Genomic DNA, 12,452 nt, shown 5'->3' on the forward strand with positions numbered 1-12,452 from the left:
GCCCTTTGCCACAGGGCGTCAAACTCCCCAATTTCTCCCATTTGATCGTCCTTGCCGGTCTCTCTATCCCCCTACGACGGCCGCCCGTCTGCCAGCAGCCTTTCCAGCCGGGGCAACGCGGCCAAAGCATTGGCCCAGGTGCTGCCGGCCAGCGCCTGCACAGGCTGGCCGCGCAGCTGGGCCACCGCCGCCGCAATGCCAGGCAGCTCTGCCGGGCTGTTGCGGCCCTGGGCTTGTCCTGCGGCGCGCTCTGCGGCGGTGGTGTACAGCCAGTGGGGCGGAATGTCAGGCGCGTCGGTCTCCAGCACCAGGGCATCGCCGGGCAGCTCGGTGGCCAGACGGCGCAGCTGCAGGGCGCGGTCATAGGTCACCGCACCGCCAAATCCCAGCTTGAAGCCCAGGCCGATGAACGCCTGCGCCTGCTGCAGGCTGCCGTTGAAGGCATGCGCAATGCCGCCGCGCACCGGCAAATCCCGCAGGCCCTTGAGCAGCTTGTCGGCAGAACGGCGCACATGCAGGATCACCGGCAGGTCAAACCGCCGGGCCAGCTGCAGCTGTGCGCGGTAGAACCGCTCCTGGCGCGCCGGGTCGAGGCCCGGCACAAAATAATCGAGGCCGATCTCGCCAATCGCCACCAGGCGCGGGTCGGCGTGGTGCTGCTCCAGATACCCGGCCAGATGCTGCAGGTCCTCCTCCTCGGCGCGCCCTGTGTAGAGGGGATGAATGCCCAGCGCGTAGCTATCCCCATGCTGGTGCGCCAGTGCCCGCACGGTGTCCCAGTTGCTGCGCTCCACGGCCGGAATCACGCAATGGCAAACGCCTTGCGCCGCAGCCTGTGCGCGGACCGCACTGCGGTCGGCATCAAACTCGGGGGCGTCGAGGTGGCAGTGGGTATCGATCCAGGCGGTCATGCGCCGATGATGCCCGATGCAGCCTGCAAAGGCTGCGGTCGCAGGGGACGGTGGGCCCGTGTAGCCCTGCATGTGCATTTGCCCGCAAACCGTGCTACTGTCATTTGCGTGCGCCAGGCCCTGGCGTGTACGAGCAAAGGTGACAGGATGCCCCGGCCCGCCCTCTACAGCAGCTCCCGCCCCGCCCGCAGCCGCACGCCTGCGGCGGTGGATGCCACCGAAGCCGTGGCCTCCACAGCGCCGCCCGCAGATGATTCGCCAGCGACGAACGCCGCCACCGCAGCCGCCACGCCCCCGAATTCCCGGGCATTCAAACGCCAGCTGGTTGCCCTGTGGACCATCGTGGTGCTGTTGGCCGCCTTGCTGGTAGCCAGCGTCTGGCACAACACCCGCAGCCCCGCCCGCAAGATCACCCAGGACGACATCGACGCCGCGGTGCTGCGCACGCTGGAGACCACCACTCCGCCCTCCGCCGCAGCGCGTGCCGTGGAGAGCATCGGCCCCTCGGTGGTGCGCGTGGTGGGCTACGGGCGCAGCAAGAACGGCAAGGAAGAGGTCGAGCGCGGCATCGGCACGGGCGTGGTCATCGTGGACAAAGGCGTCATCCTGACCAACCTGCATGTGGTGGCTGGCTCAGACCGCATCGGCATCACCTTCCACGACGGACTGGAAACCACGGCCAGCATCACCGGCGTGCAACCCGAAAACGACCTGGCCGTGCTGCAGGCCCACAAGGTGCCCGACGACCTGGAGGCCGCCACCCTGCGGTCCACCCAGAACCTGCGCCCGGGCGACCATGTGGTGGCTGTCGGCTTTCCTTTTGGTATCGGCCCCTCGGCCTCGGCGGGCGTGGTGTCGGGCCTGCAGCGCGAATTCACTTCGCCCGAGGGCAAGCGCCAGCTCAGCAACCTGATCCAGTTTGACGCGGCCGCCAACCCTGGCAACTCGGGTGGCCCGCTGGTGACGATGGACGGCGAGGTGGTGGGCATCGTCACCGCCATCCTCAACCCCACGCAGGCGCGCACCTTCATCGGCATCGGCTTCGCAGTGCCCATCGAAAACGCGGCGTCCGCCGTGGGCACGCCGCCGTTCTGACCGCACACCGCCCCACCACTCCACTCGTCATCGCAAGGAGCCCCATGTCATCCAGCACGTCGCCCAATGCATCGAACGCCACCACCGCCACGCTGATGGAACAGGTGCTCTACGAGGTCAAACGCGTAGTGGTCGGGCAGGACCGCTTTCTGGAGCGCGTCATGGTCGCCATACTGGCCCAGGGCCACCTGCTGGTCGAGGGCGTGCCGGGCCTGGCCAAGACGCTGACGGTGAAAACACTCGCCAGCACCATCCAGGGCAGCTTCAAGCGCATCCAGTTCACGCCCGACCTGGTGCCCGCCGACCTGGTGGGCACGCGCATGTACAACCAAAAAGCCGGCGAGTTCAGCACCACGCTGGGCCCGGTCTTTACCCACCTGCTGCTGGCCGACGAAATCAACCGCGCGCCCGCCAAGGTGCAGAGCGCGCTGCTGGAGGTGATGCAGGAGCGCCAGGTGACCATTGCAGGCGAAACCCACAAGGTGCCTGAGCCCTTCCTGGTGATGGCCACCCAGAACCCCATCGAGACCGAAGGCACCTACGCGCTGCCCGAGGCGCAGGTGGACCGTTTCATGATGAAGGTGCTGCTGGGCTACCCCACCGAGGAAGAAGAATTCGTGATCGCCCAGCGCGCGCTCGATGTGCCCGTGCAGGTGCTACCCGTGGCCACCACGGCGCAGCTGGCGGCATTGCAGGCCGAATGCCGCACCGTGTATGTGGACCCGTCGATGCTGCAATACGCCGTGAAGCTGGTGGCAGCCACCCGCGAGCCCGCACGACATGGCCTGAAGGACCTGGCCGGCTACATCAGCTGCGGCGCCAGCCCGCGCGCCACCATTGCCCTGGCCGAGGGGGCTCAGGCCCTGGCCATGCTGCGCGGGCGCAACTACGTGCTGCCCGAAGACATGACCGATCTGGCCGCCGATGTGCTGCGCCATCGCGTGGCGCTGTCGTACGAAGCGCTGTCCGACGGGCTGGATGCCGACGCACTCATCCAGCGCATCATGGCCAAGATCCCGGCACCAGCACGTCCCTTGCATCACGAGCAAAAAGCTGCTTGAGGTGTCATCGCCATGAACAGCAAGCCGCCTGCAACCTCCGCCACGGTGCACACCCTGCCCACATTGCCCGGGCAGGCCGACCGGCTGCTGCGCGAGCTGGAGTGGAAGGTGATCCGCCGCCTGGACGGCCTGCTGCAGGGCGACTACCGCACGCTGATGCGCGGCAGCGGCCTGGACCTGACCGACCTGCGCGAATACCAGCCGCACGACGACGTACGCCACATCGACTGGAACGTGACCGCGCGGCTGAACACCCCCCATGTGCGCGTGTTCACCGAAGACCGCGAAATGTCGGCCTGGTTCCTGCTGGACCTGAGCCCGTCCATCAGCTTCGGCCCCACAGGCCACGCCAAGCGCGACATCCTGACCGGCTTTGTGGCCGTGCTTTCGCGCCTGCTTACCCGCCACGGCAACCGAGTGGGCGCCGTGCTCTACGGCGGTGCCAGTCCGAAGGCCGAACGCGCAGTGGATGCCGTACTGCCCCCGCGCAGCAGCCGCGCCCATGTGCTGCACCTGGTGCACAAACTGCTGCCGTCCAAAACCCCGGTGCCACCGCACAAGACGGGTGGCGGCGCCACCGAACTGCACCGGCTGCTGCAGACCGGCCTGGCCACGCTCAAGCGCCGGTCCACCGTATTTGTGGTGTCCGACTTCATCAGCGCGCCCGGCTGGGAAAAGCCCCTGGCCCAACTGGCCCAGCGGCATGACGTGGTGGCCGTGCGCCTGCTCGACCCGCTGGAGCTGGAGCTGCCCGAAGTGGGCCTGGTCACGCTGCGCGATGCCGAAAGCGGCGAGCAACTGCAGGTGGACACGCACGACGCAGGCTTTCGCCGCCGCTTTGCCCAGTTGGCCGCCGACCGCGAGGCGGCGCTGCGCGAGGGCCTGACCCGCGCGGGCGCCGACACGCTGGAGCTGTGCACCGACGACGATCTGGTCGACGCCCTGCTGCGCTTCATGGACCTGCGCCAGCGCCGGGTGCGGGCGCACAGCAACCCCCTCGTCCCCGCATCGGCATCCGCAGGCCCTGCCGCAACGGCTGCCGCCGCCTGACCGATCAATGGATTGATTCATTAATCACCCGCCGCACACGCTGTACTCGCCACCAAGGACACACACCATGGTTTTTCTCTGGCCCACCCTGCTCTGGCTGCTGCTGGCTGTGCCCCTCTTGGTACTGCTGTACTGGTGGCTGCTGCACCGGCGCAAGAAAACAGCGCTGACCTACTCCAGCCTGTCCCTGGTGCGCGAGGCCATGGGCCCGGGCCAGCACCTGCGCCGCCACATCCCACCCGCGCTGTTCCTGCTGGCCCTGGTGGCACTGCTGCTGGCCGCCGCGCGCCCGCTGGCCGTCATCACCCTGCCCTCGCAGGACCAGACCATCATGCTGGCCATGGACGTGTCGGGCAGCATGCGCGCCGCCGACGTGGAGCCCGACCGCATCACCGCCGCCCAGAACGCCGCCAAGGCCTTCATTGCCGACCTGCCGCGCCATGTGCGCGTGGGCATCGTGGCCTTTGCGGGCAGCGCCCAGCTGGCCCAGCTGCCCACCCAGAGCCGCGAAGACCTGGTGAAAGCCATCGACAGCTTCCAGCTGCAGCGCGGCACGGCCACGGGCAACGGCATCATGCTGTCGCTGGCCACGATCTTTCCCGATGCGGGTATCGACATCGCCGCTCTGGGCGGCCGCCAGGCCATGCGCCCGAAGCCCATCGAAGAGCTGGGCAAGCAGCAGGACCCCGCCAAGACGTTCACGCCCGTAGCCCCAGGCTCGTACAACTCGGCCGCCATCATCATGCTGACGGACGGTCAGCGCACCACAGGCGTGGACCCACTGGAAGCCGCCAAGTGGGCGGCCGACCGGGGGGTGCGGGTGTACACGGTGGGGGTGGGCACGGTGCAGGGCGAGACCATTGGCTTTGAGGGCTGGTCGATGCGGGTACGGCTGGACGAAGAAACCCTGAAGGCCGTGGCTGCGCGGACCAATGCCGAATACTTTCATGCGGCGACGGCGGCAGACTTGAAGAAGGTGTACGAGACGCTGAGCTCGCGGCTGACGGTGGAGAAGAAGGAGACGGAGATTTCTTCTTTACTGGCGTTGTTGGGAGCGGTGCTGGCGTTGGTGGCGGCGGGGTTGTCGGTGTGGTGGTATGGGCGGGTGATGTGATTTTTTTGGGGTGATTTTGGCTGGATGCGCTAGTGGGATATGCGCTGGCAGCTATGCTTTTTGAAGCACTCTCCCTCCGTGCAAAGGGCTGTTTGCCTGATTAACGGCATGCCTTGATGAAGGGCGGAGGCCGGGAGTCGCCCGGCAGGCGAGGTACTTTTCTTTGCTTCGCCAAAGAAAAGTACCCAAAAGAAAGACGACCCCACTGTCTGCGTCCCCTGCGCTTCGCTACGGGGAAACCTGCGGTGCTCGGGTTTGGCGGGGTCTCGCTCAACTCGCGCCGCTGCGCGTCGCTCAGACACACGCGAGCCCTGATCCGCCAAACCCTGCGCTCCTCGGCGCATCCACAGGGGCACGGGGAGCTGAACATACACACGGGCCATCGCTGCGCTCGGCCCCGAATCGCGGGCGCAAGCGCCTCGCGCTGCGCAGCCTGGGCCGAGCGCAGCAATGGCCCGAATGGATGTCCGGCTGTTCGGTTGTTTGGATGTTCGGCTGTCCACCCCCCTGCTGGCTGCGCCTGCGGCGGGGCGGTTGCGGGGTGAGCATGGGCGTCGGAGCGCCCATGCCTCGTGCACTGACTCGCCGTGGATGTCTGAACGAAGCTGCAACGCAGCGCAGTGAGTTCCACGGCGCACCCCACGACCGCGCCGCCGCAGGTTTGCCCCCACGCACCGCGTGGGGGTCGCAGGCTGGGGGTCGCCTTTTCTTTGGTGACTTTCTTTTGGCGAAGCAAAAGAAAGTTACTCGCTCGCCGGGCGACTCCCGGCCTCCGCCTTCAACCCAGGCATGCGATCCAATCAGCAACCACAAGAAAACGCTACGAAATCAATAGCTACCACCACATATTCCACTAGCGCATCCAGCCAAAATCACCCCAAAACCCCAGACACCAGCCTCATCACCCGGTCACACCGGGCCGCCAGCGACTCATCGTGCGTCACCATCACAAATGCGGTGCCCTGATCCCGCGCCAACTGCAGCATCAAGTCAAACACCCCGTCAGCCGTACTCCGGTCCAGATTGCCCGTAGGTTCATCCGCCAGCACGCAAGCAGGCCGCGTCACCAACGCCCGCGCAATCGCCACCCGCTGACGCTCACCGCCCGACAGCTCGGCCGGCCGGTGCATCAGCCGCTCCTTCAAACCGACTGACGCCAGCACCCGCTCCGCCTCCGCATGGCACTGGGCCAACGGCAGGCGGCGGATGCGCAGCGGCATGGCCACGTTGTCCAGCGCACTGAACTCCGGCAGCAGGTGATGGAACTGGTAGATAAACCCCAGGTGCTGGTTGCGCAGCTGCCCCTGGCGCTCCGCCGACAGCGACGACATCTCCTCGCCCTTCAGGCGCACCGTGCCCGCCGTGGGTGCATCCAGCCCGCCCAGCAGGTGCAGCAAGGTGCTCTTGCCCGAGCCCGAGGCGCCTACGATCGCCAGCGTTTCGCCTGCATGGATCTGCAGGTCCACGCCCTTGAGCACGGTCACATCCAGGCGGCCTTCGGTAAAGCGTTTGGTCAGGCCCTTGGCTTCCAGCACCACCGGGTGGCTGTTGGTATAGGGGGTGGGGTTACTCATAACGCAGCGCCTCGGCAGGGTTCACACGGCTGGCGCGCCAGCTGGGGTACAGGGTGGCCACAAAGGCCAGCACCAGCGAGATGACCGCAATGGGCACGATGTCGCTGCTCTGCGGCTCGCTGGGCATCTTGCTGATGAGGTAGATGTCCTTGGGCAAAAAGCTCGCGTTCAGCGCGCGCTCGATGGCCGGCACGATCACATCGATGTTGAACGCGATGCCAAGGCCCAGCAGCAGGCCGACCAGCGTACCGATCACGCCCACCATCGCGCCCTGCACCACAAAGATGCCCATGATGCTTTTGGGGCTGGCGCCCAGCGTGCGCAGGATGGCGATGTCCGCGCGCTTGTCGGTCACCGTCATCACCAGCGTGGAGACCAGGTTGAACGCAGCCACGGCCACGATGAGCGTGAGGATGATGAACATCATGCGTTTTTCCAGCTGCACGGCGGCGAACCAGGTGCGGTTCTGCTGCGTCCAGTCGCGGATCAGTAGCTGGCCGCTCAGGGACTGCGCCAGTTGCTGCGCCACCTCGCGGGCCTGGTGCAGGTCCTTGAGCTTGAGGCGTACACCCGTGGGGCCTTCCAGGCGGAAGATGCGCTGCGCGTCCTCATGGTGCAGCAGCACCAGGGCCGAGTCGTATTCGTAGTGGCCGGAGTCAAACGTGCCCGCCACCGTCATCTGCTTGAGGCGCGGCACCACGCCTGCCGGCGTCACCTGGCCGGCGGGCGCTATCAGCGTCACCGGGTCGCCCACCCGCACGCCCAGGGCACGGGCCAGCTCGCCCCCCAGCACCACGCGGAATTCGCCAGGCACCAGCAGGTTCAGCGTTTTCTCATTGGTGGCAGCCAGGTCGGTCACCGCCCCTTCCAGGGCCGGGTCGATGCCGCGCACCAGTGCGCCCTTCATGTCTTCGCCACGCGCCAGCAGGGCCTGGGCCGCTACAAAAGGTGCAGCCCCGATCACATTCGGGTTTTTCTTGGCCTCGGCCAGGGTGAGCGCCGGGTCGGGCAGTGCGGCCCCCAGGGGCGCAAAGATCTCGATGTGCGAGACCACGCTGAGCATGCGGTCGCGCACGTCCTTTTGAAAGCCGTTCATCACCGACAGCACGATGATCAGCGCCGCCACCCCCAGCGCAATGCCCAGCATGGACACGCCCGAGATGAACGAGATGAAGCCATTGCGCCGCGTGGCGCGGCCCGCGCGCGTGTAGCGCCAGCCCAGGGCCAGTTCGTAGGGAATTTGCATGGATTAGGAAAGAAGGGCCTGTACGGTGCGGAATGCACGCTACGGGACGGGCCGATTGTGGCATCCCGGACAATAGAGCGAGTGAAACACTTTTACATACCCACGTTGGGCCTCCAGGCCAGTGATCGCAAGGCGCGGGCCGCCGCCAAGGCTGGACGCCTTGGCAAGGTCCGCAACGCCGCGAGCGCTGGCCTGGAGGCCCAACCCTTCGGGAAAGCCGGGGAAAGGCCCGGCCACTGCGTTGCAGCCCGCTTGCGGTATCCCAACCGCTGCGCGTCCTGCGCCTTGTTGCCGGGCCTTTCCCCGGTTTTCGTGGGCACGTAAAAGTGTTTCACTCGCTCTAGCCATGTCGGACACCACCCATTTGCTCATTCCCTACGCCGCCAGCGCCTCACCGGGATGCCAGCAAGCCCAACAGGGCCTGGCCCTGCCCCACCTGGACCGGCTGCTGGCCCGGCTCAGCCCCCATCCCGCCCAGAGCGACAGCGGCGAAGAAACCAGCTTCTCTGTCCCCCATGAACGCGCCCTGGCCCGCGCCCTGGGCCTGCCCGCGCAGGACGGCCGCATCCCTTGGGCCGCCTGGCACCGCCAACAGCAAGGCCTGACGACCCACGGCGAGGCCTGGGCCTTCGTCACGCCCTGCCAGTGGCAGGTCAGCACCGACCACGTCACCCTGCGCGACCCCGAACAGCTGGGGCTGGACGAAGCCGCGTCCCGCGCGCTGCTGGCCATCGTGGCGCCCTGGTTTGCCGAGGACGGCATCACCCTGCACTACGACCAGCCCACGCGCTGGCTGGCCAGCGGGCCGCTGTTTGCCGACCTGGCCACCGCGTCGCTGGAGCGTGTGCTGCTGCGCGACGTGCGCGCCTGGATGCCCGATGCGAAACAAGCCCGCACCCTGCACCGCCTGCACAGCGAGATGCAGATGCTGCTGTACACCCACGCCTTCAACGACGAGCGCTCAGCGCGCGGGCTGCCCATCGTCAACTCGTTCTGGGTGCATGGCACGGGCGCACTGGCCGGCCCACCGCGTGGCACAGTGCCACCCCATATGCCCACCACCCTGCGGGACGCCGCCTTGCACGACGACTGGCGCACCTGGGCCAGCGCCTGGGCCGCGCTGGACGCAGGCCCCGTGGCCGACCTGCTGCGCCGGGCCGAAAGCGGCACGCCCGTGCAGCTGACCCTGTGCGGCGAACGCAATGCGCTGGGCTTCCACACCGCTCCACGCAGCCTTGCACAGCGGTTTCAAGGTCTTTTTCGCCCCATGCGCTGGTCGAATATGCTGGTGCAGCTATGAAAATAATAGCAAGAGACATTCCGCCCCGCGCCGCCTGGGCGCTGGAGCAGGCCGGCGTGCACCCGCTGCTGGCGCGCCTGTACGCCGCGCGTGGCGTGCGGGCCAAGGACGAGCTGGACGATGGCCTGGGCCGCCTGCTGCCGCCCAGTGGCGACCATGGCTTGAAGGGCATTGACGCCGCAGCCCGCCTGCTGGCCGATGCCATGGCGCAGAACCAACGGCTCATCATCGTGGCCGACTACGACTGCGACGGCGCCACCGCCTGCGCCGTGGGTGTGCGCGGCCTGCGGCTGCTGGGCGCCCAGAGCGTGGACTACCTGGTGCCCGACCGCGTGACCGACGGCTACGGCCTCACCGCCTCGATCGCCCGCCGCGTGGCCGAGCGGGGCGCTGACATGCTCATCACCGTGGACAACGGCATCGCCAGCGTGGACGGCGTGGCCGAGGCCAAGGCGCTGGGCCTGCAGGTGCTGGTGACCGACCACCACCTGCCTGGCCCCGAGCTGCCTGCGGCGGACGCCATCGTCAACCCCAACCAGCCCGGCTGCCCGTTCGAAAGCAAGTCCATGGCCGGGGTGGGCGTGATGTTTTATGTGCTGCTGGCGCTGCGCGCCGAGCTGCGTGCGCGTGGCGTGTTTGACGCCGCCACGCAACCCAAGCTCGACCCCTTGCTCACCCTGGTGGCGCTGGGCACCGTGGCTGACGTGGTCAAGCTGGATGCCAACAACCGCCGCCTGGTCGCCCAGGGCTTGAAGCGCATCCGCGCGGGGCAGATGCCCGCAGGCATCGCCGCCCTGTTCCACGCCGCCGGCCGCAAGGCACCCGTGGCCACCACCTTCGACTTTGGCTTTGCTTTAGGCCCACGCATCAACGCTGCCGGCCGCTTGGCGGACATGACGCTGGGCATCGAATGCCTGCTGACGGACGACGCAGGCCGCGCTGCCGAACTGGCCGCCACGCTGGACGGCATCAACCGCGAGCGCCGCGAGATCGAAGGAGGCATGCGCGAGCAGGCCATGCTGATGGCCGAGAGCCTGTTCGACGAGAGCGAAGAGCCGCCCCCCGCCATCAGCGTGTTCGACCCCGACTTCCACGAAGGCGTGGTGGGTATCGTGGCCAGCCGCATCAAGGACAAGCTGCACCGCCCGACCTTCGTGTTTGCGGCCAGCAGCGCGCCGGGCAAGGAGCATGAGCTCAAAGGCTCGGGCCGCTCCATCCCCGGCTTTCACCTGCGCGACGCGCTGGATCTGGTGGCCAAACGCCACCCGGGCGTGATCCTCAAGTTCGGCGGCCACGCCATGGCGGCGGGCTGCACGGTGGCGGAGGAATCGTTCGACGTGTTCGAGCAGGCCTTTGCCCAGGTGGCGCAGGAATGGCTGGACGCCGCCACCCTCACCCGCCGCATCGAGACCGACGGCCCGCTGGCCCCCGAATACTGCCGCGCCGACATCGTGGACACGCTGCACCGCGAGGTCTGGGGCCAGGGCTTTGCGCCCCCCACCTTCAGCGAAGAGGTGCAGATCGTGAGCCAGCGCCTGGTGGGCGAGGCCAAGAACCACCTGTCGCTCAAGCTCATCCACCAGGGCAACCCCGTGGATGCCATCTGGTTCGGCCACACCGAGCAGTTGCCTGCTCGGGTGCTGCTGGCCTTCCGCCTGGATGTGAACGAGTGGAAGGGCGAGCGCAAGGTGCAGTTCCTAGTCGAAGGCGCGCAGGTGTAGTGCGCCACCGCTCAAGCCTGCGTCGGCCCCTTGCTTCGCTGGCGGATCACGGTCACCGGCTCTCCGCCTTGCCCCCAGTTCTCGGGGTCCACCTCGTCGATGATGACGGTGACACTTTCCGGCCGCTTGTCCAGCACCTGCTGCATGAGCTGGGTCACGCCCGCAATCAGGGCGGCTTTCTGGGCTGCGGTAGTCGGCAGGTCGCGGCGCGCAAGGCGGATGTTGACCAAGGGCATCGGAGAATCCTTTCAAGGTGCACCAAAACAAAAGGCAGCTCACGCTGCCTTGCTGTCAATTCGGACGGAATACCGACCACAAAAAATAGCCGCTAGCGCTTGATGGTCATGCGCTGGCCGCTATCGATTTAGAAGCTCTCCCAATCGTCATCGCCACCCTGCGCCGCTGCCTTGGCTGCTGGGGCGGGGGCCTTGGCCGCAGGCAGGCGCGCCGGGGCGGGCGCAGGGGCCTTCGGCGCGGCGGCCGACGCCACACGGGGCGCGCTGGCCGTTGCCTTGGCCACGGCGGGCCGTGGTGCGGGGGCAGATGCTGCGGCGCGGGGCGCCGCTGCCGGCGCCCGGGTGGCCACCGCTCCCACGTTGAACACCGACACCACCTGCGCCAGGTGCTGTGCCTGGTCACGCATCGAGGCAGCTGCCGCCGTGGACTCTTCCACCAGCGCCGCGTTCTGTTGCGTCATCTGATCGAGGTGTGTGACGGCCTGGTTGACCTGCGCGATGCCATCGCGCTGTTCTGTCGAGGAGGCCGTGATCTCGCCGATGAGGTCGCTCACCCGCTGTACGCTGGCAACGATCTCTTGCATGCTTTGCCCTGCCTGCGCCACCTGGGCCGAGCCCGATTCCACGTTCTCCACGCTGGCGCTGATCAGGGTCTTGATCTCTTTGGCCGCCTCGGCGCTGCGCTGCGCCAGGCTGCGCACTTCGCTGGCCACCACCGCAAACCCACGGCCTTGCTCGCCGGCCCGGGCGGCTTCCACCGCTGCGTTCAGCGCCAGGATGTTGGTCTGGAAGGCGATGCCGTCGATGGTGCCGATGATGTCGCTGATCTTGCGGCTGCTGTCGGTGATCTGCTGCATGCTGGTGACCACCTGGCCCACCACTTCGCCACCCCGCGCTGCGGCCTGGGCTGCCGTGCCGGCGAGCTGGTTGGCCTGGCGGGCCGTGTCGGCCGACTGGCTCACGGTGGCCGTGAGCTGTTCCATGCTCGCTGCCGTCTCTTCCAGGTTGGAGGCCGTCTGCTCGGTGCGCGCCGACAGGTCGTGGTTGCCGTTGGCAATCTCCACCGACGCCGACGAGACCGAATCCACCCCCTGGCGCACTTCGCTCACCACACCACGCAGCCGTGACGACATGGCCGACAGCG

The 12,452-nt window shown here is 67.5% G+C and carries 11 protein-coding genes; 6 read left to right on the top strand and 5 right to left on the bottom strand.

The genetic code is table 11. The features are described from left to right. Nucleotides 1-71: 71 nt before the first annotated feature. Nucleotides 72-911: a TatD family hydrolase gene (locus ATF69_RS13935; RefSeq protein WP_146871322.1), complete on the bottom strand. Its 840-nt coding sequence runs from the start codon at nt 909-911 to the stop codon at nt 72-74. 147 nt (nt 912-1,058) lie between these two features. Here ATF69_RS13935 and ATF69_RS13940 point away from each other — a divergent pair, with 147 nt between their 5' ends. The 4 genes from ATF69_RS13940 to ATF69_RS13955 all read left to right on the top strand — a co-directional run bounded on the left by ATF69_RS13940 (nt 1,059) and on the right by ATF69_RS13955 (nt 5,231). Then, nucleotides 1,059-2,006, top strand: a complete 948-nt coding sequence (locus tag ATF69_RS13940) for a S1C family serine protease (protein WP_146871323.1) — start codon at nt 1,059-1,061, stop codon at nt 2,004-2,006. A gap of 44 nt (nt 2,007-2,050) precedes the next feature. Then, nucleotides 2,051-3,067: an AAA family ATPase gene (locus ATF69_RS13945; protein ID WP_146871324.1), complete on the top strand. Its 1,017-nt coding sequence runs from the start codon at nt 2,051-2,053 to the stop codon at nt 3,065-3,067. A 12-nt stretch (nt 3,068-3,079) separates the two neighbouring features. Continuing rightward, a complete protein-coding gene (locus ATF69_RS13950; RefSeq protein WP_146871325.1) occupies nt 3,080-4,117 on the top strand; it encodes a DUF58 domain-containing protein in 1,038 nt (345 codons plus the stop codon). 67 nt (nt 4,118-4,184) lie between these two features. Next, the gene (locus ATF69_RS13955) at nt 4,185-5,231 is read left to right on the top strand and encodes a VWA domain-containing protein (protein ID WP_056060921.1); all 1,047 of its coding nucleotides are present in this window, start codon (nt 4,185-4,187) and stop codon (nt 5,229-5,231) included. An 872-nt stretch (nt 5,232-6,103) separates the two neighbouring features. On the opposite strand, the gene lolD is transcribed toward ATF69_RS13955, so the two are convergent. Next, on the bottom strand, nt 6,104-6,805 hold the full coding sequence (gene lolD / locus ATF69_RS13965) for a lipoprotein-releasing ABC transporter ATP-binding protein LolD (RefSeq protein ID WP_146871326.1): 702 nt from the start codon (nt 6,803-6,805) through the stop codon (nt 6,104-6,106). After that, nucleotides 6,798-8,051, bottom strand: coding sequence for a lipoprotein-releasing ABC transporter permease subunit (locus tag ATF69_RS13970; protein ID WP_056646585.1), 1,254 nt, complete (start codon nt 8,049-8,051; stop codon nt 6,798-6,800). The genes lolD and ATF69_RS13970 overlap by 8 nt, the downstream gene beginning before the upstream one ends. A 346-nt stretch (nt 8,052-8,397) precedes the next feature. Between ATF69_RS13970 and ATF69_RS13975 the strand changes: the two genes are divergently transcribed. Next, nucleotides 8,398-9,351: a phosphoglycerate mutase gene (locus ATF69_RS13975; protein ID WP_146871327.1), complete on the top strand. Its 954-nt coding sequence runs from the start codon at nt 8,398-8,400 to the stop codon at nt 9,349-9,351. After that, entirely contained in the window at nt 9,348-11,072 is a 1,725-nt protein-coding gene (gene recJ, locus ATF69_RS13980; protein WP_056060912.1) for a single-stranded-DNA-specific exonuclease RecJ, read from the top strand. The genes ATF69_RS13975 and recJ overlap by 4 nt, the downstream gene beginning before the upstream one ends. An 11-nt stretch (nt 11,073-11,083) precedes the next feature. Here the strand turns inward: recJ and ATF69_RS13985 are convergent, their stop codons facing one another. Beyond that, entirely contained in the window at nt 11,084-11,308 is a 225-nt protein-coding gene (locus ATF69_RS13985) for a tautomerase family protein (RefSeq protein ID WP_056060909.1), read from the bottom strand. Nucleotides 11,309-11,436: 128 nt separating this feature from the next. Continuing rightward, on the bottom strand, nt 11,437-12,452 hold a 1,016-nt coding region (locus ATF69_RS13990; RefSeq protein ID WP_244303728.1), incomplete at its 5' end, for a methyl-accepting chemotaxis protein.

The sequence above is a fragment of the Acidovorax delafieldii genome, assembly GCF_007993815.1.
Lineage (GTDB): Bacteria > Pseudomonadota > Gammaproteobacteria > Burkholderiales > Burkholderiaceae_C > Acidovorax > Acidovorax delafieldii.

Excerpts from the sequence above, each read along its gene's own strand:
- recJ (WP_056060912.1), top strand. The coding sequence starts at position 9,348 with ATGAAAATAATAGCAAGAGACATTCCGCCCCGCGCCGCCTGGGCGCTG.
- ATF69_RS13970 (WP_056646585.1), bottom strand. The coding sequence starts at position 8,051 with ATGCAAATTCCCTACGAACTGGCCCTGGGCTGGCGCTACACGCGCGCG.
- ATF69_RS13945 (WP_146871324.1), top strand. The coding sequence starts at position 2,051 with ATGTCATCCAGCACGTCGCCCAATGCATCGAACGCCACCACCGCCACG.
- ATF69_RS13950 (WP_146871325.1), top strand. The coding sequence starts at position 3,080 with ATGAACAGCAAGCCGCCTGCAACCTCCGCCACGGTGCACACCCTGCCC.
- ATF69_RS13975 (WP_146871327.1), top strand. The coding sequence starts at position 8,398 with ATGTCGGACACCACCCATTTGCTCATTCCCTACGCCGCCAGCGCCTCA.
- ATF69_RS13940 (WP_146871323.1), top strand. The coding sequence starts at position 1,059 with ATGCCCCGGCCCGCCCTCTACAGCAGCTCCCGCCCCGCCCGCAGCCGC.
- ATF69_RS13985 (WP_056060909.1), bottom strand. The coding sequence starts at position 11,308 with ATGCCCTTGGTCAACATCCGCCTTGCGCGCCGCGACCTGCCGACTACC.
- ATF69_RS13955 (WP_056060921.1), top strand. The coding sequence starts at position 4,185 with ATGGTTTTTCTCTGGCCCACCCTGCTCTGGCTGCTGCTGGCTGTGCCC.
- lolD (WP_146871326.1), bottom strand. The coding sequence starts at position 6,805 with ATGAGTAACCCCACCCCCTATACCAACAGCCACCCGGTGGTGCTGGAA.
- ATF69_RS13935 (WP_146871322.1), bottom strand. The coding sequence starts at position 911 with ATGACCGCCTGGATCGATACCCACTGCCACCTCGACGCCCCCGAGTTT.